The organism is Mycobacterium timonense, assembly GCF_025821985.1.
Classification (GTDB): Bacteria; Actinomycetota; Actinomycetes; order Mycobacteriales; family Mycobacteriaceae; genus Mycobacterium; species Mycobacterium avium.
Genome location: NZ_JACKSY010000018.1, coordinates 55,407 through 75,834, shown reverse-complemented (window position 1 = coordinate 75,834; position 20,428 = coordinate 55,407). Strand labels below are relative to the sequence as shown.

23 protein-coding genes are annotated in these 20,428 nt (G+C 70.6%); 14 read left to right on the top strand and 9 right to left on the bottom strand.

The genetic code is table 11. The features are described 5' to 3' along the window. The first annotated feature begins 366 nt into the window (after nucleotides 1-366). Together H7I87_RS05515 and H7I87_RS05510 are read left to right on the top strand one after the other, a co-directional pair. The gene (locus tag H7I87_RS05515) at nucleotides 367-1,515 is read left to right on the top strand and encodes a thiolase family protein (protein ID WP_003878513.1); all 1,149 of its coding nucleotides are present in this window, start codon (nucleotides 367-369) and stop codon (nucleotides 1,513-1,515) included. Next, nucleotides 1,512-2,303, top strand: coding sequence for a crotonase/enoyl-CoA hydratase family protein (locus H7I87_RS05510; RefSeq protein WP_033726653.1), 792 nt, complete (start codon nucleotides 1,512-1,514; stop codon nucleotides 2,301-2,303). The genes H7I87_RS05515 and H7I87_RS05510 overlap by 4 nt, the downstream gene beginning before the upstream one ends. A gap of 9 nt (nucleotides 2,304-2,312) precedes the next feature. On the opposite strand, the gene H7I87_RS05505 is transcribed toward H7I87_RS05510, so the two are convergent. The 3 genes from H7I87_RS05505 to H7I87_RS05495 are packed head-to-tail and all read right to left on the bottom strand — an operon-like array spanning nucleotide 2,313 to nucleotide 4,946. Further along, nucleotides 2,313-3,329, bottom strand: a complete 1,017-nt coding sequence (locus tag H7I87_RS05505) for an NAD(P)/FAD-dependent oxidoreductase (protein ID WP_103036215.1) — start codon at nucleotides 3,327-3,329, stop codon at nucleotides 2,313-2,315. Nucleotides 3,330-3,375: 46 nt separating this feature from the next. Continuing rightward, nucleotides 3,376-3,876, bottom strand: a complete 501-nt coding sequence (locus H7I87_RS05500) for an isoprenylcysteine carboxyl methyltransferase family protein (protein WP_033726656.1) — start codon at nucleotides 3,874-3,876, stop codon at nucleotides 3,376-3,378. A gap of 20 nt (nucleotides 3,877-3,896) precedes the next feature. Continuing rightward, nucleotides 3,897-4,946, bottom strand: a complete 1,050-nt coding sequence (locus tag H7I87_RS05495) for a type III polyketide synthase (protein ID WP_023863475.1) — start codon at nucleotides 4,944-4,946, stop codon at nucleotides 3,897-3,899. A 309-nt stretch (nucleotides 4,947-5,255) separates the two neighbouring features. On the opposite strand from H7I87_RS05495, the gene H7I87_RS05490 reads away from it, so the two are divergent. Together H7I87_RS05490 and H7I87_RS05485 are read left to right on the top strand one after the other, a co-directional pair. After that, nucleotides 5,256-6,404, top strand: a complete 1,149-nt coding sequence (locus H7I87_RS05490) for an NAD(P)H-binding protein (RefSeq protein WP_011724050.1) — start codon at nucleotides 5,256-5,258, stop codon at nucleotides 6,402-6,404. Next, nucleotides 6,401-7,123: a CPBP family intramembrane glutamic endopeptidase gene (locus H7I87_RS05485; protein ID WP_011724051.1), complete on the top strand. Its 723-nt coding sequence runs from the start codon at nucleotides 6,401-6,403 to the stop codon at nucleotides 7,121-7,123. The genes H7I87_RS05490 and H7I87_RS05485 overlap by 4 nt, the downstream gene beginning before the upstream one ends. Before the next feature lie 33 nt (nucleotides 7,124-7,156). Here H7I87_RS05485 and H7I87_RS05480 read toward each other — a convergent pair whose 3' ends face one another. Beyond that, nucleotides 7,157-7,969, bottom strand: a complete 813-nt coding sequence (locus H7I87_RS05480) for an enoyl-CoA hydratase (RefSeq protein ID WP_009975462.1) — start codon at nucleotides 7,967-7,969, stop codon at nucleotides 7,157-7,159. 119 nt (nucleotides 7,970-8,088) lie between these two features. On the opposite strand from H7I87_RS05480, the gene H7I87_RS05475 reads away from it, so the two are divergent. Together H7I87_RS05475 and H7I87_RS05470 are read left to right on the top strand one after the other, a co-directional pair. Further along, nucleotides 8,089-9,171 (top strand): CaiB/BaiF CoA transferase family protein, encoded by a 1,083-nt coding sequence (locus H7I87_RS05475; protein WP_009975464.1) that lies wholly within the window; start codon nucleotides 8,089-8,091, stop codon nucleotides 9,169-9,171. Nucleotides 9,172-9,233: 62 nt separating this feature from the next. Beyond that, on the top strand, nucleotides 9,234-9,998 hold the full coding sequence (locus tag H7I87_RS05470) for a 3-hydroxyacyl-CoA dehydrogenase (protein WP_003878507.1): 765 nt from the start codon (nucleotides 9,234-9,236) through the stop codon (nucleotides 9,996-9,998). A 135-nt stretch (nucleotides 9,999-10,133) separates the two neighbouring features. On the opposite strand, the gene H7I87_RS05465 is transcribed toward H7I87_RS05470, so the two are convergent. Then, complete coding sequence (locus tag H7I87_RS05465; RefSeq protein WP_003878506.1) at nucleotides 10,134-10,256, bottom strand: hypothetical protein; 123 nt, start codon at nucleotides 10,254-10,256, stop codon at nucleotides 10,134-10,136. A gap of 312 nt (nucleotides 10,257-10,568) precedes the next feature. Here H7I87_RS05465 and H7I87_RS05460 point away from each other — a divergent pair, with 312 nt between their 5' ends. Beyond that, nucleotides 10,569-12,911: an MMPL family transporter gene (locus H7I87_RS05460; protein WP_023861244.1), complete on the top strand. Its 2,343-nt coding sequence runs from the start codon at nucleotides 10,569-10,571 to the stop codon at nucleotides 12,909-12,911. Nucleotides 12,912-12,993: 82 nt separating this feature from the next. Then, complete coding sequence (locus H7I87_RS05455) at nucleotides 12,994-13,629, top strand: class I SAM-dependent methyltransferase (protein ID WP_009975471.1); 636 nt, start codon at nucleotides 12,994-12,996, stop codon at nucleotides 13,627-13,629. Nucleotides 13,630-13,636: 7 nt separating this feature from the next. Here H7I87_RS05455 and H7I87_RS05450 read toward each other — a convergent pair whose 3' ends face one another. Further along, on the bottom strand, nucleotides 13,637-14,350 hold the full coding sequence (locus H7I87_RS05450) for an NAD-dependent deacylase (RefSeq protein WP_023861246.1): 714 nt from the start codon (nucleotides 14,348-14,350) through the stop codon (nucleotides 13,637-13,639). 37 nt (nucleotides 14,351-14,387) lie between these two features. Between H7I87_RS05450 and H7I87_RS05445 the strand changes: the two genes are divergently transcribed. Then, nucleotides 14,388-14,753 (top strand): Rv1152 family transcriptional regulator, encoded by a 366-nt coding sequence (locus H7I87_RS05445; protein WP_023861247.1) that lies wholly within the window; start codon nucleotides 14,388-14,390, stop codon nucleotides 14,751-14,753. A 51-nt stretch (nucleotides 14,754-14,804) separates the two neighbouring features. On the opposite strand, the gene H7I87_RS05440 is transcribed toward H7I87_RS05445, so the two are convergent. Continuing rightward, complete coding sequence (locus H7I87_RS05440) at nucleotides 14,805-15,329, bottom strand: DUF1697 domain-containing protein (protein ID WP_085978475.1); 525 nt, start codon at nucleotides 15,327-15,329, stop codon at nucleotides 14,805-14,807. A 73-nt stretch (nucleotides 15,330-15,402) separates the two neighbouring features. Between H7I87_RS05440 and H7I87_RS05435 the strand changes: the two genes are divergently transcribed. The 4 genes from H7I87_RS05435 to H7I87_RS05420 all read left to right on the top strand — a co-directional run bounded on the left by H7I87_RS05435 (nucleotide 15,403) and on the right by H7I87_RS05420 (nucleotide 17,041). Next, nucleotides 15,403-15,846 (top strand): PPOX class F420-dependent oxidoreductase, encoded by a 444-nt coding sequence (locus tag H7I87_RS05435; RefSeq protein ID WP_003875444.1) that lies wholly within the window; start codon nucleotides 15,403-15,405, stop codon nucleotides 15,844-15,846. A 58-nt stretch (nucleotides 15,847-15,904) separates the two neighbouring features. Further along, nucleotides 15,905-16,129 carry a DUF5302 domain-containing protein gene (locus H7I87_RS05430; protein ID WP_033726658.1) on the top strand — a complete coding sequence of 75 codons (225 nt, stop codon included), beginning with the start codon at nucleotides 15,905-15,907 and terminating at the stop codon, nucleotides 16,127-16,129. Between the two features lie 161 nt (nucleotides 16,130-16,290). Further along, complete coding sequence (locus tag H7I87_RS05425; RefSeq protein ID WP_023861250.1) at nucleotides 16,291-16,866, top strand: HhH-GPD-type base excision DNA repair protein; 576 nt, start codon at nucleotides 16,291-16,293, stop codon at nucleotides 16,864-16,866. Between the two features lie 28 nt (nucleotides 16,867-16,894). Then, nucleotides 16,895-17,041, top strand: coding sequence for a hypothetical protein (locus H7I87_RS05420; RefSeq protein WP_003875447.1), 147 nt, complete (start codon nucleotides 16,895-16,897; stop codon nucleotides 17,039-17,041). 63 nt (nucleotides 17,042-17,104) lie between these two features. Here the strand turns inward: H7I87_RS05420 and H7I87_RS05415 are convergent, their stop codons facing one another. Further along, the gene (locus H7I87_RS05415) at nucleotides 17,105-18,214 is read right to left on the bottom strand and encodes an Rv1157c family protein (protein ID WP_062891135.1); all 1,110 of its coding nucleotides are present in this window, start codon (nucleotides 18,212-18,214) and stop codon (nucleotides 17,105-17,107) included. A 47-nt stretch (nucleotides 18,215-18,261) separates the two neighbouring features. Next, nucleotides 18,262-18,960, bottom strand: a complete 699-nt coding sequence (locus H7I87_RS05410) for a hypothetical protein (RefSeq protein ID WP_003875450.1) — start codon at nucleotides 18,958-18,960, stop codon at nucleotides 18,262-18,264. 137 nt (nucleotides 18,961-19,097) lie between these two features. Between H7I87_RS05410 and H7I87_RS05405 the strand changes: the two genes are divergently transcribed. Beyond that, entirely contained in the window at nucleotides 19,098-20,411 is a 1,314-nt protein-coding gene (locus H7I87_RS05405; protein WP_023861252.1) for a mannosyltransferase, read from the top strand. Nucleotides 20,412-20,428 lie beyond the last annotated feature (17 nt).

Genomic DNA, 20,428 nt, shown 5'->3' with positions numbered 1-20,428 from the left:
GGCCCCGCCTGCTCAACGGGCCGGGCCTCGACGTGCTGCGCGGGCGTATGTCCGGTCGCCGCCGGTGACGCCGTCGCCGTCCGACTTGACCTAATTTTTGTTCAATCAGCTCTACGTCGGCCCGCCGCCGCGCGTCGGGCGGTTCCGCCGATCGGGTGAGTGGTCCATGCGTCCCCGGCCGAATGCGCCAGCACATGCGCTGGCGGATTCGCCGGGGTGTCATGGTCACCCGCTGGTACGCATGTGGCCGATGTGGCCATGCCGCCGGCGCCGAGCCACCCCGCCCTCCGACCTGCCAACCCCTTGGTTGACAATCGAGGCAAGACTCACTCTTCTCGAAGTCCACGTGTCAAAGGAGACAAGACCATGGCTGAAGCCGTCATCGTCGAGGCAGTGCGCTCACCGATCGGCAAGCGCAACGGCGGGTTGTCGGGGGTGCATCCGGCCGAGCTTTCCGCGCAGGTGCTCAACGGCCTGGTCGACAAGGCCGGCGTCGACCCGGGCATCGTCGACGACGTCATCTGGGGCTGCGTCATGCAGGCCGGCGAACAGGCCCTCGACATCGGCCGCACCGCGCTGCTGACCGCCGGCTGGCCCGAGACCGTGCCGGGCGTGACCGTCGACCGGCAGTGCGGGTCGAGCCAGCAATCCATCCACTTCGCGGCGGCGGGCGTGATCGCCGGGCACTACGACGTCGTCGTCGCCGGCGGCGTCGAGTCGATGTCGCGCACCCCGATGGGCGCGTCGCTGGCCAACGGCGGGCGGCCCTACCCCCAGGCCTTCCTGGACCGCTACCAGGGCCAGATCCCGAACCAGGGCATCGGTGCGGAGATGATCGCCGAGAAGTGGGGCTTCGACCGCACCGCGCTCGACGAATTCTCCCTGGCGTCGCACGAAAAGGCCGCGGCCGCACAGGATTCCGGCGCATTCGACGACCAGATCGTGGGCATCAAGGACCAGGACGGCAATGTCGTCTTGAAGGACGAGGGCATCCGGCGCGGCACCCCGATGGAGAAGATGGCCTCGCTGAAGCCGGCGTTCAAGGAGGACGGCGTGATTCACGCCGGCAACTCCTCGCAGATCTCCGACGGTTCGGCGGCCATCCTCTTCATGTCCGCGGAGAAGGCAAAGGAGTTGGGGCTCAAGCCAATCGCGAAGGTGCACACCGCGACGCTGGCCGGGGCCGACCCGGTGATCATGCTGACCGCGCCCATCCCGGCGACGCAGAAGGTGCTCAAGAAGTCCGGCCTGTCCATCGACGACATCGGCGTCTACGAGGTCAACGAGGCCTTCGCTCCGGTCCCGATGGCGTGGCTCAAGGACATCGGCGCCGACGAGAAGAAGCTCAACCCCAACGGCGGGGCGATCGCGTTGGGCCACCCGCTCGGCGGCTCGGGCGCCCGGATCATGACCACGCTGCTGTATCACATGCGGGACAAGGGAATTCGCTACGGCCTGCAGACCATGTGCGAGGGCGGCGGGCAGGCCAACGCCACCATCGTGGAACTGTTGTGACCGACGCGCCGGGGGCCCTGGCCGAACGCCGGGGCAACGTGATGGTGATAACCATCAACCGGCCGGAAGCCCGCAACGCGGTCAACGCCGCGGTCAGCATCGGCGTCGGGGATGCGCTCGAAGAGGCGCAACACGAGCCCGAGGTGCGGGCGGTGGTGCTCACCGGCGCGGGCGACAAGTCGTTCTGCGCCGGGGCCGACCTCAAGGCCATCGCGCGGCGGGAGAACCTGTATCACCCCGACCATCCCGAATGGGGCTTCGCCGGCTACGTGCGTCACTTCATCGACAAGCCCACCATCGCGGCGGTCAACGGCACCGCCCTGGGCGGGGGCACCGAGCTGGCGCTGGCCAGCGACCTGGTGGTGGCCGACGAGCGGGCCCAGTTCGGGCTGCCGGAGGTCAAGCGCGGCCTGATCGCCGCCGCCGGTGGGGTGTTCCGGATCGCCGAGCAGCTGCCCCGCAAGGTGGCGATGCGGCTGCTGCTGACCGGCGAGCCGCTGCCCGCGGCCGCCGCCCGCGACTGGGGCCTGATCAACGAGGTGGTCGAGGCCGGCTCGGTGCTGGACGCCGCGCTGGCGCTGGCCTCGGCGATCACCGTGAACGCCCCGCTGTCGGTACAGGCCAGCAAGCGGATCGCCTACGGCGTCGACGACGGCATGGTGGTCGGCGACGAACCCGGCTGGGACCGCACCATGCGCGAGATGCGGGCCCTGCTCAAGTCGGAGGACGCCAAGGAGGGCCCGCGGGCGTTCGCCGAGAAGCGGGAGCCGGTCTGGCAGGCGCGCTGAACCCACGCCCTAGCGGGCCAGGATGTTCACCCCGGCGCGGAACGCGCCGGGCAACAGCGCGCCGGCCGGCACGATGGCGCGCCGCACCGCCCGCGGCGTGCTGGCCAGCACCAGCGCGCGGGTGAGTAGCCGATAGTCGCGGGTGATCTGGTGCCACGCGGCTTCATATGACGCCGGCCTCTCGTCGACGATGGCCCGGACCGCCGCGGCGGCCTGCTTGACCGCCAGGCTGATGCCCTCGCCGGTCAGCGCATCCTCATAGCCGGCCGCGTCGCCGACCAGCAGGACGCGCCCGGCGACGCGGCGGGAAACCACCTGCCGCAACGGGCCGCAGCCACGCGGCCGGCCACGATCGGCGGCGCGCAGTCGCGCGGCCAGCCCCGGGAACCAGCCCAGGTCGGGACGCCCGCGCGAGAGTATCGCCACGCCGACCAGGTCCGGTTCGACCGGCGTCACATACGCCTCACCCCAGCGCGACCAGTGCACCTCGACGAATTCCGACCACGCCGGCACCCGGTAGTGCCAGCGCACGCCGTAGCGCCGCGGCGTCCCGGCCGTCGCCGCGATGCCGACGGCGCGCCGCACGGTCGAGTGCAGCCCGTCGGCCGCCACCAACCACCTCGCGCGCACACCGGCGGCCGACACGCCGTGCGCATCCTGCGCGACGCTGCTCACCCGCGCCCGGATCCATTCGGTGTCTTGCTCTTTGGCGCGCGCGGCCAGTGCGGCGTGCAACGTGGTGCGACGCACTCCGCGGCCGGGCCCGTCACGAAACCGGGCCTGGGCCCGCTGGTGCTCGCTCAGGTAGGCGATGCCCTGGAACGGCATGCCGGCCGGGTCCACACCCAGCGCGGTCAGCGCGGCCAGCCCGCCCGGCATCAGGCCCTCGCCGCACGCCTTGTCGATGGGCGCCTCGCGCGGCTCGGCCACGATCACCGAAAGCCCAAGGCGGCGAGCGTGTAACGCCGTGGCCAACCCGCCCGGACCGCCGCCGACGACCAACAGGTCCGCGTCGTAGGCCATCAGCGCCGCTCCTTCTCGCATCGCTTCGCATCGTCGCCGGCGCGGTCGTTCACGTGTAACCCAAGGCCGAATTCTCCACCCGCAGACGCACTCTCAGCAGCGCGGCGTTGGCCAGCGTGAACACCGCCGCGGTGAGCCACGCCGTGTGTACCAACGGCAACGCCAACCCTTCGGCCACCACTGCAACATAGTTCGGATGGTGCAGCCAACGGTAGGGACCGTCGTGCACCAGCGGGGCCTGCGGCAACACGATGACCCGGGTGTTCCACCGTCGGCCCAAGGTGGTGATGCACCACCAGCGCAGCCCCTGGCTGGCCGCCACCACCGCCAGCATCGGCCAGCCCAGCCAGCCGAGGAACGGCCGGTGCAGCGCCCACGGTTCCACCAGGCAGCCGGCCAGCAGCGCGGTGTGGATGAACACCATTACCGGGTAGTGGGAGCGGCCAAACTCCTTGCCGCCCTGGGTAAACGACCAGCGCGCGTTCCGGGTGGACACCAGCAGCTCGGCGATCCGCTCCAGCCCGACCGCCAGCACCAGCAGGTAATACATGGCTACAGTCTTTACCAGTCCTAGAAGGCCAGCAGCACCAGCTCGGAGCAGAACGCCGGGCCCATCGCGATCATCAGGCCGATCGAGCCGGGGGCCGGCGGATCGGCCAGGTTGGCCGCGAGCACGTCCAGCACCGATACCGAGGACAGATTCCCGTTCTCGCGCAACGAGTTTCGCGTGTGGTCGAGCGCGTCGGCGGGCAGGTCCAAGACGCTCTCGACGGCCTCGATCACCCGGGGCCCGCCCGGGTGGCACACCCACGTCGTCACGTCGCGAGGCGCCAACCCGTGGTCGGCGAGGAAGTCACGGACGTCCTCGCCCAGGTACTTCTCGGCGATGTTGGCGACGTCGGCGGACAACACGATCCGGAACCCGTCGCCGCCGATCTTCCAGCCCATGACTTCCTCGGTGTCGGGATAGATACGGCTGCGGGTCGCCAGGATGCGCGGGCCGGTGTGTTCGGCGCCGGCCCGACGGGCGCCCTCGGTGATCACCGCGGCCGCACCGTCGCCGAAAAGGCTGGTGGCGACCAGGTTGGCGATCGAGGTGTCGTGCCGCTGGATGGTCAGCGAGCACAGTTCGACCGCCAGCAGCGCGGCCGTCTGGTCGGGGAATGCGCGCAGGTAGTCGTGCATGCGCGCCACTCCGGCCGCACCGGCCACGCAGCCCAGGCCGAACAGCGGGACGCGCTTGACATCCGGCCGCAGCCCCACCCGCGTGGCCAGCCGCGCCTCCAACGTCGGTACGGCCAGCCCGGTGACCGTCGTCGAGAAGACGATGTCGACCTCCGACGGCTTGACCTTGGCCCGGTCCAGCGCCGCCACCAGCGCCTGCTCGCCGAGGTCGAGTGCGACCTCGAGGTAGGCGTCGTTGGCCTCGCTGAAGCCGCTCAGCTCGCGGTAGCGCGGCAGCCGCAACGCGGTGTTGCGGAACTCGACTCCGCTGCTGTGCGCGAAACGCCGAAACTCCGGGCCGGCAATGTCGGTCAGCGCCCGGATGGCTTCGCTCTGCGCGTAGCGGTTGGGCGGAAACTTGACCGCAACACCGGTGATCGACGGACTTTCCCCCACGATGTCCCCTGAAACTGTGCTCGTGCCGACGAAATCGCGGCTCCCCCTTTGATCCATGTACCGGTGACGACGGGGCCGCGCCGATGGTTCAAACGCGCCTCGCCTCGCCGCGCCCGTAACGCCACGGCGGGAATTCGACCCGAAAACCGCCCTGGCGTTACGGACGCGGTGGGAACCCCGCCTACGCGCGCGGTGGGAACCCCGCCTACGCGCGCGGTGGGAACTCCGCCTACGTACGCGGTGGGAACCCCGCCTCCGTACGCGGTGGGAACTCCGGCCCGCCGCCGGGCTGGGCTAGGGTCGGGGGTTATGCGGGTTCTGGTCACCGGCGCCACCGGCTACGTGGGATCGCGGCTGGTCACGGCGCTGCTGGCGGGTGGGCACGACGTCTTGGCCGCGACCCGAAACCCGTTGCGGCTCAAGCGTTTCGGCTGGTTCGACGAGATCACCCCGGTGCCTCTCGACGCGGCCGATCCGGCGTCGCTGCGGTCGGCGTTCGCAGGATGCGGCCCGGTCGAGGTGGTGTATTACCTGGTGCACGCCATCGGCCAGCCCGGTTTCCGGGACGCCGACAAGGCCGCGGCCGCCAACCTCGCCGCCGCGGCCAAGGACGCCGGGGTGCGGCGCATCGTCTACCTGGGCGGCTTCGTGCCCGCCGGGGAGGTGCTGTCCGAGCATCTGACCAGCCGGGCCGAGGTGGCCGAGGCGCTCGCGGTGCCGGACGGCCCGGAGCTGGTGTGGCTGGGCGCGGCGATGATCATCGGCGCCGGCTCCACGTCGTTCGAGATGATGCGGTATGTGGGAGATCGCTTCCCGCTCATGCCGATACCGAGCTGGATGGACAACCCCATCGACCCCATCTCCATCCGCGACGTGCTGCACTACCTGCTCGCCGCCGCCGACCGTGACCTGGTGCCCGCCGGCGCCTACGACATCGCCGGCCCCGACACCACGTCCTACCGGCGGCTGCTCAAGACCTACGCGCGGCTGTCCGGCCGGTGGCATACCGGGCTGCCGGTGGGTCGGGTGGACACCGGGCTGGCGTCACTGGTCACCGGCGTCGCGCTGCCGGTGCCGCCGGGGCTGGCCGGCGACCTGGTCGAGTCGCTGGACCACCCGATGGTGGCCTCCGGCAGCGATCTGCGGCAGCGGGTCCCCGACCCGCCCGGCGGGCTGCTCGGCGTTGACGACGCCATCGCCCGGGCGCTGGACGACCGGTCGTACCGGCGGCCCCGGCCGGTCAACGCGCTGGCCGATCCGCACCACCTCGCCGACACCGATCCCGGGTGGGCCGGCGGCGACGCGCGGCGCATCCGCCAGCTCGCCGGGCGGGTCACCCCCGCCATCGCACGGCCGACCCTGGGGCTGGTGAACAAGGTCCCCGGTCCGGTGGCCGGAGCGGTTCGCACCGGCCTCGACATCCTGATCGCTCTGACCCCGAAGGTGCGTCCCGCATGAGCCAGTCAACGAGCCCGTACCACACCAGCGTCTTCGCCGAGCTGCGCCGCGCCATCACCAATGTTGCTGTGCCCCACAATGAACCGCCGGCCATCGTCCGGCGCCGACGCGTCGTCGTGGCGATCACCCTGGTGCTCGGGGCCGCGGTGCTGGGCTACTCGTTGCGCCGCCATCCGGGCGAGTCCAGCTTCTACTGGCTGACGCTGGGCCTGGCGGCGGTGTGGACCGTCGGGGCGCTGAGCTCCGGCCCGCTGCACCTGGGCGGCATCTGCTGGCGGGGCCGCAACCAACGCCCCGTCATCACCGGGACGACCGTCGGGCTGTTGCTCGGCGGCGCGTTCGTGGTGGGCGGGCTGATCGCCCGGGAAATCCCGGCCGTGTCCGCGTTGATCACCCGGGTGCTGCTGTACGCCCACCACGGATGGTTACCGCTGGTGGTGGCCATCACGGTGATCAACGGCATCGCCGAGGAACTGTTCTTCCGCGGCGCGCTGTACACCGCGCTGGGCCGGTATCACCCGGTGCTGATCTCGACCCTGCTGTACACGGCGGCGACCATGGCCGCCGGCAACCCGATGCTCGGATTCGCCGCGGTGATCCTCGGTACGGTGTGCGCGCTGGAACGCCGGGCGAGCGGCGGCGTGCTGGCCCCGGTGCTGACGCACTGCGGGTGGGGCCTGATCATGGTGCTGGCCCTGCCGCCCGTGTTCGGGCTCTGACCAATCCGTTGCGCCGTTGCGGCGCAACGGGATTCAGCGATCGGTGAAGTTGGGGGTGCGCCGCTGCTGGAAGGCGGTGGCGCCCTCGACGAAGTCGGGGGACTTCAGCAGCACCGACTGTCCGTCGAATTCACGCTGCAGGGCCGGGTCCAGCTCGGTGAGCGTGGCCGCGTTGATCGCCAGCTTGGTCTTGGCGAACGCGACGGCCGGACCGCTGAGCAACCGTGCGATCACCTTGTCCACCTCGGCCTCGAACTCGTCGGCCGGGTAGACCGCGGTGACCAGCCCCCAGGACAACGCCTCGGCGGCCGGCAGCCGTTCGGGCAGCAGCGCCATCTGCATGGCCCGGATCCGGCCCACCGCGGCGGCCACCAACGCCGACGCGCCGCCGTCGGGCATCAACCCGATCTTGGTGAAGGCAAGCATGAAAAACGCGTTCTCCGAAGCCAATACGACGTCGCAGGCCAACGCGATGGAGACGCCGACGCCGGCCGCCGGGCCCTGCACGACGGCGACCACCGGGTGGGGCAGCGCGGCGATCGCCCGCACCAGCCGGTTGATCTCGAGGATGATCTCGTCCGGCGGGACGCCGCCGCCGTCGGAGACGTCGTCGGCGCTGATGCCCGCCCCGGAGCTGAAGCCGCGGCCCGCCCCGCCGATCCGCACCACCTTGACCTCGGGGTCGGTGGCGGCGTACTCCATCGCGTCGGCGATCCCGGTGATCACCGGAACGGTCAGGGAATTCAGGCTGTCGGGCCGGTTGATGGTCACCGAGAACACGCCGTCGGACAGCGTGACGTCGAGGCCTGCGACGGGGGCGAGGGTGGCGATCGCGGATGAAGGCATGGGCTCACCATAAGTGACCGGGGTGCGCGGGCTTTCGGCACGGCTGCGAAGATGTCGATCGACCGGTTGTTAGAGGCGAACGGTCGACGGCGTCAGAGCGGACGAAAGGTCGATGGATCATGGCTGGACCGTTGCAGGGACTGCGTGTTGTCGAGTTGTCCGGCATCGGGCCGGGCCCGCACGCCGCGATGATCCTGGGGGACCTGGGCGCCGACGTGGTGCGCATCGACCGGCCATCCGGCGCCCCCGGCGGTGTCGTCAAGGACGCCATGAGCCGCAATCGCCGCATCGTCACCGCCGACCTGAAATCCGACCAGGGGCGCGAGCTGGTGCTCAAACTGGTCGCCAAGGCCGACGTGCTGATCGAGGGCTACCGCCCGGGCGTCACCGAGCGGCTCGGCCTGGGCCCGCAGGACTGCGCCAAGGTCAACGACCGGCTGATCTATGCCCGGATGACCGGCTGGGGGCAGACCGGCCCGCGCAGCCAGCAGGCCGGCCACGACATCAACTACATCTCGCTGAACGGCATCCTGCACGCCATCGGCCGGGCGAACGAACGCCCCGTTCCGCCGCTGAACCTGGTCGGCGATTTCGGCGGCGGCTCGATGTTCCTGCTGCTCGGCATCCTGTCCGCACTGTGGGAGCGGCAGAGCTCCGGCAAGGGCCAGGTGGTCGACGCCGCCATGGTGGACGGCTCCAGCGTGCTGGTCCAGATGATGTGGCAGATGCGGGCCTCGGGGATGTGGACCGACGCGCGCGGCACCAACCTGCTCGACGGCGGCGCGCCCTACTACGACACCTACGAGTGCGCCGACGGGCGCTACGTCGCGGTCGGCGCCATCGAGCCGCAGTTCTACGCGGCGATGCTGGCCGGGCTGGGCCTGGACGGTGCCGACCTGCCCGGGCAGAACGACGTCAGCCGCTGGCCCGAGCTGCGCGCCGCGCTGACCGAGAAGTTCGCCAGCCGCGACCGCGACCACTGGGCCAAGGTGTTCGCCGACTCCGACGCCTGCGTGACGCCGGTGCTGGCCTTCGGCGAGGTGCAGACCGAGCCGCACATCACCGAGCGCAACACCTTCTACGAGGTGGACGGGGGACTGCAGCCGCTGCCGGCGCCGCGGTTCTCCCGCACCGCCCCGGAGACGCCGCGCCCCGCGGCGCCGGTGACCGACGCGACGGCCATACTCGACGAGTGGGTATAGTCCCGACCAACCAGTTGGCTGGCTAGGGCTCGGGATTCGAAGGGAATTCAGGAAGGACTCGCATGGAGATCAAGGACGCCGTCGCCGTCGTCACCGGGGGTGCCTCCGGTCTGGGTCTGGCCACCACCAAACGCCTGCTCGACCGCGGCGCGCAGGTGGTGGTCATCGACCTGCGCGGCGAAGACGCGGTTCGCGAGCTGGGGGACCGGGCGCGGTTCGTGCAGGCCGACGTCACCGACGAGGCCGCCGTCGGCAAGGCGCTGGACACCGCGGAGTCAATGGGACCGCTGCGCATCAACGTCAACTGCGCCGGCATCGGCAACGCCATCAAGACGCTGTCCAAGGACGGCCCGTTCCCGCTGGACGCGTTCAAGAAGGTGGTCGGGGTGAACCTGATCGGCACCTTCAACGTGCTGCGGCTGGCCGCCGAGCGGATCGCCAAGACCGAGCCGATCGGGCCCGGAACAAGCCCGGAGCGCGGCGTCATCATCAACACCGCCTCGGTCGCGGCGTTCGAGGGCCAGATCGGCCAGGCCGCCTACTCGGCGTCCAAGGGCGGCGTGGTGGGCATGACGCTGCCCATCGCCCGCGACCTGGCCCGCGAGCTCATCCGGGTGGTGACCATCGCGCCGGGGCTGTTCAAGACCCCGCTGCTGGGCTCGCTGCCCGAGGAGGCGCAGGCCTCGCTGGGCAAGCAGGTGCCGCACCCGGCCCGGCTGGGCGATCCCGACGAGTACGGCGCCCTGGCCGTGCACATCGTCGAGAACCCGATGCTCAACGGCGAGGTCATCCGCTTGGACGGCGCCATTCGCATGGCGCCCCGCTGAGCCACACCGCTACGCAAACGAATGGGCCCCCGCATCCGCGGGGGCCCATTCGGGAGAACAATGGTTACTTGCGGAACCATCGACTGACAGCGGGTTCGGCCATTAACAGCCGTGCGAGCATGCTCATGGTCGGGCTCAGCTCGCTGCTTGCAGTTCGTCGAACTGCTCCGAGGTCTCGCCTTCCACCAGCACGTCGCCGTGGTAGAGGGCCTCGAAGTCAACCTTGATGACGTCGGCACTTGTGTCGTCGATCCACATGACACTGAGCGTATGGGCCACCATTAAGGAATCCTTGAGTCACGATTCGGAAAACGTTGGCAATTTACTTCCGGGTAGGTTCGCCGCCGTCAGCGCCGCAAAATGCGCCGTGAGCTGCTTAATTGCCGCATATTTTTCTGAGCGGACTCTTACTGTCGAACAGGTTTGAAAGCCGCCGTTGAACGGTGACACCGCCCGGCTGCGTCTCTAAAGAGAACACTGTTGGACGCGTGAAAATTAGCGTTTGTTAGGTTGTCGCGGACAATCCAGCGGCCAGCGCAATGGGGCGCACCGGCAGCGGAAGGGCTCACAATGCTGCAGAAAATCGCCCGAGTCGCCATCGCGGCCCCGCGTCGGATCATCGCACTGGGCGTGCTGGTCTTCCTGGCCGCCGCCGTCTTCGGCATCCCGGTCGCCAAGAGCCTGTCACCCGGCGGGTTCCAGGACCCCGACTCCGAGTCGGCCCGGGCCATCGGGGTGCTGACCGACAAGTTCGGCCAGAGCGGCCAGCAGATGCTGATCCTGGTCACCGCCCCCGGCGGCAGCAACAGCGACCCGGCCCGCAGGGTGGGCACCGAGCTGGTCGAGCAGTTGCAGCGCTCCCCGCTGGTGTACAACGTGTCCTCGCCCTGGACCGCGCCGCCGCAGGCCTCGGCGGACCTGGTGAGCCGCGACGGCAAGTCCGGGCTCATCGTGGTCAACCTCAAGGGCGGCGAGAACTTCGTGCAGAACAACGCCCAAACCCTGGCCGACCAATTCGTCCACGACCGCGACGGCGTCACCGTCCGCGCCGGCGGCGCGGCCATGCAGTACGCCCAGATCAACACCCAGAACCAGGCCGACCTGCTGGTGATGGAGATGATCGCGCTGCCGCTGAGCTTCCTGGTGCTGATCTGGGTATTCGGCGGGCTGCTGGCCGCGGCACTGCCGATGGCGCTGGGTGCGCTGGCCGTCGTCGGTTCCATGTCGGTGCTGCGCCTGATCACCTTCACCACCGAGGTGTCGATCTTCGCGCTCAACCTCAGCACCGCCCTGGGCCTGGCGCTGGCCATCGACTACACCCTGCTGATCGTCAGCCGCTACCGCGACGAGCTGGCCGAGGGGCACGACCGGGACCAGGCGCTGATCCGGACCATGGCCACCTCGGGCCGCACCGTGCTGTTCTCAGCGGTCACCGTGGCGTTGTCGATGTCGGCGACGGTGGCCTTCCCGATGTACTTCCTCAAGTCGTTCGCCTATGCCGGCGTGGCCACCGTCGCGTTCGTGGCGACCGCCTCGATCGTGATCACCCCGGCCGCGATCGTGCTGCTCGGCGACCGGCTGGACGCGCTGGACGTGCGCCGGCTGCTGCGGCGGGCGTTGCGGCGCGCCCAACCGGTGCGCAAACCCGTCGAGCAGCTGTTCTGGTACCGGTCCAGCAAGTTCGTGATGCGCCGCTGGGCGCCCGTCGGCCTGATCGTCGTCGGGCTGTTGCTGCTGCTCGGGCTGCCGTTCTTCTCGGTCAAGTGGGGGTTCCCGGACGACCGGGTGCTGCCCCGGTCGGCATCGGCGCATCAGGTCGGTGACCGGCTGCGCAGCGGCTTCGCCCACGACTCGGCGACCTCGGTGCCCGTCGTCATCCCCGACGCCGCCGGCCTGAGCCCGGCCGACCTGGACGACTACGCCGCCGCGCTGTCCCGGGTGCCCGACGTGTCGGCGGTGTCGGCCCCGGGCGGCACGTTCACCGGCGGCACCCGGGTGGGCCCACCGGCCGGGGCCACCGGGCTGGGCGACGGCAGCGCGTTTCTGACCGTGAGCAGCACCGCGCCGCTGTTCTCCACGGCGAACGACGTCCAGCTCAAGCGGTTGCACGAGGTACCCGGACCGGCCGGCCGGTCGGTCGAGATGGGCGGGGTCGCGCAGGTCAACCGGGACAGCGTCGACGCGGTGACGGACCGGCTGCCGCTGGTGCTGGGATTGATGGCGGCGATCACCTTCGTGTTGCTGTTCCTGCTCACCGGCAGCGTGCTGCTGCCGGCCAAGGCGCTCGCGTGCAATTTCCTGTCGTTGACCGCGGCGTTCGGCGCGCTGGTGTGGATCTTCCAGGACGGCCACCTCGGCGCGCTGGGAACCACGCCGAGCGGGACGCTGGTGGCCAACATGCCGGTGCTGCTGTTCTGCATCGCGTTCGGGTTGTCGATGGACTACGAGGTGTTCCTGCTGTCCCGGATCCGCGAGTACTGGCTGGCCTCCGGCGCCGCCCGGCCGGCCCGGCCGACCCCGAAGCGGGCGCACGCCGCCAACGACGAGAGCGTGGCGCTGGGCGTCGCCCGCACCGGCCGGGTCATCACCGCGGCCGCGCTGGTGATGTCGATGTCGTTCGCCGCCCTGATCGCCGCCCACGTCTCGTTCATGCGGATGTTCGGCCTGGGCCTGACGCTTGCCGTGTTCGCCGACGCCACCCTGGTGCGGATGGTGGTGGTGCCGGCGTTCATGCATGTGATGGGCCGGTGGAACTGGTGGGCGCCCAAGCCGCTGGCGTGGCTGCACGACCGGTTCGGCATCAGCGAGGCGGCCGACGAAGAACCCCGCCTCGCCGAGCCTGCCCTCGGACCCGTCGGATCCGTCGGATTGCCCGGCGGCGCGGTCGCCGAACCGGTGCCCAACATCGGTTGACGGCCGTTCGGCCAACCGCCCGTCGAGTGTGGCGGTCGGACCCTATTCTGAGGCTCATTCGAGGCGGAAGGTGCACACAGGCATGACAACGGTGGTCGTCGACAACCCGTTCTTCGCGCGCATCTGGCCGGTCGTCGCCACGCACGAGACGGCGGCGGTGCGGGCCCTTCGCCGGGAGAACGTGGCCGGCCTGACCGGCCGGGTGCTGGAGGTCGGCGCGGGCATCGGGACCAACTTTCCGCTCTACCCGGAGACGGTCGACGAGGTGATCGCGGTGGAGCCCGAGCCGCGGCTGGCCGACCGGGCCCGCGCGGCGGCGCAGGTGGTGCCGGTTCGGGTCGTGGTGACCGGCGAGACGGCCGAAGCGGTCGGCGGCGACGAGCCGTTCGACGCGGTGGTGTGCTCGCTGGTGTTGTGTTCGGTGCGCGACCCTCAGAACGTGTTGCGGCGCCTGTATTCGTTGCTGCGCCCGGGCGGGCAGCTGCGCTACCTCGAGCACATCGCCAGTGCCGGCGCGCGGGGTCGCTTTCAGCGTTTCGTCGATGCGACGTTGTGGCCGCGGCTGTTCGGTAACTGCCACACCCATCGCGACACCGAACGCTCGATCGTCGAGGCGGGGTTCGACGTCGACGCGTCGCGGCGGGAGTGGACGTTGCCGGCCTGGTCGCCGATGCCGGTGTCGGAGCTGTTGCTGGGCCGCGCGCACCGGCCCGCCTAGTCCGCGCTCAGTTGAGCAGCGCCGGCAACCGCTGCAGCAGCCTGGGCAAGGCCTGGCTGGCCGTCTCCCGGATGCTGAGCGTGGCGCTGGCCGACAGCGGCGTGACCTCGGGATTGACCTCGACGACGGCGGCGCCGCGGGACAACGCCAGCTCGGCCAGCCCGGCCGCCGGATACACGATCGCCGAGGTGCCCACCACCACCATCACGTCGGCGGACTCGGTCGCCTCGACGGCACGCCGCCACGGCTCGTCGGGCAGCTGTTCGCCGAACCACACGATGTCGGGCCTGATCAGGCCGCCGCATCCGCACACCGGGGGTTGCACCTCCAGCGCCGGTTCGGCCATCGCCGGCAGCTCGCCGGTGTAGGGCTTTGCGCAACGGGCGCAACGGAATTGGAACAGGCTGCCGTGCAGGTGGTGCACGGGCCGGCTACCGGCCCGCTCGTGCAGGTCGTCGACGTTCTGGGTGATGACGCTGACCTCGGCGTGGTCTTGCCAGGCGGCGATCGCGCGATGACCCGCGTTCGGCGCGACGTCGGCCACCAGGTAGTGACGCCACAGATACCAGCCCCAGACGCGCTGCGGGTTGTCGCGCCACCCCTGGGTGCTGGACAGCTCGTAGGGGTCGAAGCGGGCCCACAGTCCGTTCTTGTCGTCGCGAAAGGTCGGCACCCCGCTCTCCGCGGAGATGCCCGCGCCGCTGAGCACCGCTATGCGCATCCCACCAAGATAGCCGCGGCTGAGCGATACTGAACGAGTGGAGCTGGGTGACCGGTTGCGGGTCGACATGAAGGCGGGCAAGCCGCTTTTCGACCAGCTCAGGACGCAGGTGATCGAGGGGGTGCGCGAGGGCGCGCTGCCACCCGGCACCCGGTTGCCCACCGTGCGGGAGCTGGCCGGCCAGCTCGGCGTCGCCGTCAACACCGTGGCCCGCGCCTACCGCGAGCTGGAATCGGCCGCCATCATCGAAACCCGGGGCCGCTTCGGCACTTTCGTCGCCCGCTACGACCCCACCGACGCCGCGATGGCGGCCGCGGCCCGCGAGTACGTCCGGGTGGCACGCGGCCTGGGGTTGGACAAGGCGGACGCCGTGCGCTATATCGAATCGGTGCCCGACGAGTGAGAAGCCCGGACGGGGGCTGAAAAACCTTGCCGCCGTGGGGTTTTGCGACGGCTAGCTCAACACCTTGACCAGGGTGCGCAGATTGCGGGTGGTGGTCGACGACTTGTACCGCGGCTTGCCCATCGTCTTGCCGATGGTGCTGTCCAGGGTGCTGCCCTTGGGCACCTGCCAGTAGAGCACGCCAAGCGGATCGGGGCCGCGGCGGATCCTCTCGTCGGGCCCGGCCGGCAGGGCGGCGAGTTCGTCCAGCACGGCGGCGTCGGCCACGAACGTGACATAGGACTGGTAGCCGTCGACCTCGCGCTCGAACGGATAGCCGTCGACCACCCGGCGCACGGTGTCGAGGTCATAGACCAGCACCCAGGCGTCGTAGCCGAACCGTTCGCGCAACGCGGCTTCGGCCTTCGCGCGCACCGCCGCCGCGCCGGCCTTCGACTGCAGCAGGACGTTGCCGCTGGCCAGGACGGTCCGCACCGCAGTGAAGCCGGCGTCGGTCAGGGCCTTTTTCACGTCGGCCATCTTGAGATTGACGCCGCCGACGTTGACGCCCCGCAGAAACGCCGCGTATTCGGTCATGCCCCGATTCCACCAGCTCGGCCCGGTGACGACCATCGGGGGCCGCCGGTCGCGTGCGACGTAGGCTTTCGGCATGGGACGCCAAGTCTTCGACGACAAACTGTTGGCCGTCATCAGTGGAAATTCTCTCGGGGTGCTGGCCACCATCAAACGCGACGGGCGACCGCAGCTGTCGAATGTGCAGTACCACTTCGACCCGCGCAGCCTGGTGATCCAGGTGTCGATCACCGAGCCGCGCGCCAAGACCCGCAACCTGCGCCGGGACCCGCGGGCATCGATCCTGGTCGACGCCGACGACGGATGGTCCTATGCCGTGGCCGAGGGCACCGCGGAACTCACCCCGCCGGCGGCCGCGCCCGACGACGACACCGTGCAGGGGCTGATTGCGTTGTACCGCAACATCGCTGGTGAACATCCGGACTGGGATGAGTACCGGCAGGCGATGGTCACCGATCGGCGGGTGTTGCTGACACTGCCGATCTCGCACGTCTACGGCATGCCGCCCGGGATGCGCTAGCCGCGCCGTCACGCTGTCCCGCCCTGCCCGCCGGGTGGTCCGGGGCTAGGCTGCCGCTATGGCTGCATCGAGTGCCCGGCAGGGTTCAACGTCGTCGAAGTCTTCGGGCGGCGCCGGATCGTCGAAGTCCGACGACGACACCAAGCGCAGATTCCGGGAAGCCCTGGACCGCAAGATGGCGAAATCCACCGGCGGCTCCGATCACAAGGACGGCGCCGGCAAGCAGTCGCGGGCGCACGGTCCGGTGGAGAGCCGCCGGGAATTCCGCCGCAAGAGCGGCTGATGCTTCTATAGCCGATCATGTTGTGCGCCAACGTGTTTCGGCGCTGATGATCGCTCTGTACGAGACGGCCGGCGCGGTGGGGATTCCGCCGCGCCGAGCGTGCGGTCCGCGGCGTGAACGCCCTGGACGCGGGGCCCGGGGCGCGGTTCTAGACTGTCTGCGTGCCGAAACTGCAGCTTGTCCAAGAGCCGGCCGCCGACGCCCTGCTGGACGAGAACCCGTTCGCGTTGCTGGTCGGCATGCTGCTCGATCAGCAGGTGCCGATCGAGACCGCCTTCGCCGGCCCCAAGAAGATCGCCGACCGGATGGGCCGGCTGGACGCCGCGACGATCGCCGACTACGACCCGGACAAGTTCGCCGCACTGTGTTCGGAAAGGCCTGCCATACACCGGTTTCCGGGGTCGATGGCCAAGCGCATCCAGGCCCTGGCGCAGCTGCTGGTGGACCGCTACGACGGCGATGCCGCCGCGCTGTGGACCGCCGGTGAGCCCGACGGCAAGGAGCTGCTGCGCCGGCTCAAGGGGCTGCCCGGCTTCGGCGAGCAGAAGGCGCGGATCTTCCTGGCGCTGCTGGGCAAGCAGTACGGGGTGACGCCGCCCGGCTGGCGGGAAGCCGCCGGCGAGTTCGGCAAAGCCGGCACCTACCTGTCTGTCGCCGACATCGTCGACGCCCGGTCGCTCGGGCAGGTGCGGTCCTACAAGAAGCAGATGAAGGCGGCGGCCAAGGCGGCCAAGTAGTGAGTGCACGGAAGGGAAGGGCGACAACGTGAAGACACACATAACGTGTCCGTGCGGCGAAGCCATCGTCGGCAAGGACGAGGACGAGCTGGTGGAATTGACCCAGGCTCACCTCGCCAGCGTTCATCCTGGCCTCGAATACGACCGCGACGCCATCTTGTTCATGGCCTACTGAGCGCGAACGCGCCCGCCCCGGGCCGGGACGCGCGCGTTCGCGGGCGGTGCAGCGGTGACGCCGTTACGGCACCACCGTGGAGCCGATGGTGGGCATGAACTGGCACTGCCGTTCCTTGGTGGTGACCTGCCCGAAGATCGTCGACATGATGCTGCCCGAGCCGGTGTCGGCGATCGCGCTCAACGTCGTGGGCCCGTCCGGGTTGATGTCCGGCCGCGGTTTCAGCGCGACGGTTCCGGATTTGCCGGTGGTCAGGTTGACCCAGGTGACGTTCAACGGCAGCTTCTGCTCCTCGGCGGGCCCGGGCGTGCCGACCGCCGTGAACACGTAGGCGGTCTGGCCGGGGCCCGGGCCGGGGGCGGGGATCTTGGCCGGCCCCGCCACCGAGAGCGCGGTGGCGATGGCGCTGCTGCCGTCGGCCAGGCAGTTGGTGCCGATCGAGGGATACATGAAGTCCTGCGTGGGCGGCGCGTCGGCGCCGAACCCGGGCGCCGCCGCGGGGGCCGGCGCGGCGTCGGGTGCGCCCGGGGTTGCCGGGGCCGCGGCGGCCGGCGCCGGTGGCGGCGGAACCGGTGCGGCGGCCGGGACGGTGGCCGGCTGAACCGGCCCGGGCGCGGGAGCCGCGGCGGGTGCCGGAGCGGACGGCGGGGTGGCGGCGGGTGCCGGAGCCGACGGCGGGGTGGCGGCGGGTGCCGGAGCCGACGGCGCAGCGGCGGCGGGTGCCGGGCCGGCCGCGTGCGCCGGGTCGATGCCGGTCGGCAGGTGAGCCTGCAGACCGGGTTCGATGCCGGTTGCCGGCACGTGCTGGACCGGCGCGCCGTCCGGCGGGGTCACGCCGTTGGGCACCGGCGAGCCGGGCTCGGCGACGAACTGGTTCACCGCCGCGGCCACGTTCTTCGACTCGGTGGGCGCGGTCGGGTTGTGACTGAAGGCTTGCGCGGCGGCCATCAGCAGCTGGGTGGCTTGCTGCGGGTCGGTGGCCGCTTGCTGGATCAGCGGGCTGAGCTGCGACAAGGCGGGCAGGCCCGGCAATTGCGGGGCGGCGTTGGGTGGTGGTGCCGGCTGGGGCGCCGCCGCCGGGTCGGCTGCCGCGCCCGGGCACAGCCCGAGCGCGGCAACCGATGCCGTGACGACAGCGGCCAAACCTTTGGACAGAATCCAAGTGGTTGCCACGGTGTCCTCCGGTTCTCAGTAGTGGGTTAGCCGATTGACGGTGCTGCTCAAGGCAGGGCAGCGAGCAGCGGTGCCACCGGACCGGCCGGGCTGGCCGCCGGCGCGGGTGCCGCGGGTGCGGCGGGGGCCGCCGGTGCGCCGGGGGCCTGCCCCGACGCCAGCGCCGGCAGATCCTTGGGCAGCGTCACCTGCGCGGGCACGCTGACCGGCAGGCCGGCCGGCATCGCCGGCATGTTGACCTGCGCCTGCGGCAGCTGCGGGGCGGGCGGCGTGGCGGGCGCCGCCGGTGCCGACAACCCCGGGATCGCCGGCAGGCCGGGGATCGACGAAGAGGCCGGAGCGGCGGGAGCCGCGGCCGAGGGCTGCGCGCCCGTCAATCCCTGGATCATTCCGGGGATGCCACCGGTCGCCGTCGACGGCGCCGAGGGCGCCGCCGCCTGCGGCAGGCCCGGGATGGAGGGCACGGCCGCCGGGGACGACGCGGTCACCGGCGAGCCGGCCGCCGGAACACCCGGGAAGCTGATGCCCGGGGTGGCCGGCGGCGCCGGCGGCGTGGCGCCCAGCGCGGTCGCGAGGTTCTGCAGGATTTGCGGTGCGTTGGCCGCCGAGCTGATCAGCTGCTGCGGGATGTTGGGCACCGGCGGAGTGGGCACGGGGTCGGCGTGGGCGATTCCGCCCGTCAGTAGCGCTGCGGACGAGCCGACCACGACGGCGGCTGCACGCAAGTAAGTCCAAATGGTTGGCATGACTCTCCCTGGTTGATCGATTACAGGTCCCGCCGCCGAAGCTACTTTGATGCAGATGGGACTCAAGTGACACGTGTGGCATTTATTTGATCGTTACCGATACGAGCGACAGCGGTGACCGGTCGCGCGAAAACCGCTTGAAAACGGGTCATCTGGGCACCGAGGCCACGGCGGCGCGCGCCCCGATCGCTAAAGTCGGGCGGATAGACACCACCTCGGCCGCCCCGGCGGCACCCAGCACCCGGCGTGCAGCGGACGTCCTCGCGGTGGCGGCCCCGCTGCTGCTCGTCGCGAGCGTCGCCGCGCGCCTGGCCTGGACGTACCTGGTCCCCAACGGCGCGAACTTCGTCGACCTGCACGTCTACCTCGGCGGAGCGGCCGCGCTCGACCACCCCGGCACGCTGTACAGCTACGTCTACGCCGACCAGACGCCGGACTTCCCGCTGCCGTTCACCTATCCGCCGTTCGCGGCCATCGTCTTCTACCCGCTGCACCTGTTGCCGTTCGGCCTGGTGGCCCTGGGTTGGCAACTGGCGACCATCGCCGCGCTGTACGGCGCCGTCCGGATCAGCCAGCGCCTGCTGGGCGTGCCGGCCGGCGCCCACGGCCGGCGTGTCGCGATGGTGTGGACGGCGGTCACCATCTGGATCGAGCCGCTGCGCAGCACCTTCGACTACGGGCAGGTCAACGTGTTGCTGATGACCGCGGTGCTGTGGGCGGTCTACAGCACGCGATGGTGGGTGTCGGGTCTGCTGGTCGGATTGGCGGCCGGCATCAAGTTGACTCCCGCGGTCTCCGGTGTGTACCTGGCCGGTGCCCGGCGGTGGGCCGCGACGGTGTTCTCAGCCGTCATTTTCCTTGCCACCATTGGGATTTCGGTCCTCGTCGTCGGCGACCAGACGCGCTACTACTTCACCGAGCTGCTCGGCGACGCCCACCGGGTCGGCCCCATCGCCACCTCGTTCAATCAGTCCTGGCGCGGCGGTCTCTCACGAATCCTGGGTCACGACGTGGGATTCGGACCGTTGCTGGTGACCGCCGTCGCGGGCACCGCGGTGCTGGCCGTGCTGGCTTGGCGCGCACTGGACCGCTCCGACCGGCTGGGCAGGTTGATCGTGGTGGAGGTGTTCGGGCTGCTGCTCTCGCCGATCTCCTGGACACACCACTGGGTGTGGCTGGTGCCGCTGATGATCTGGGCGATCCACGGCCCGGTGCGCGCCTGGCGCGGCGCGCGCCTCGTGGGGTGGGGTTGGCTGGCGCTGACCCTCATCGGGGTGCCGTGGTTGTTGAGCTTCGCGCAACCGAACATCTGGCAGATCGGCCGGCCGTGGTATCTGGCCTGGGCGGGGTTGGTCTACATCGTCGCGGCGGTAGCGACGTTGATCTGGATCGCGGCCGCCGGCCGCCGCGCCGGTCACCAGGTCACCGCGCCGAGCGTCACGCCAGCGTGACCGCCGCCGGCGAGCGT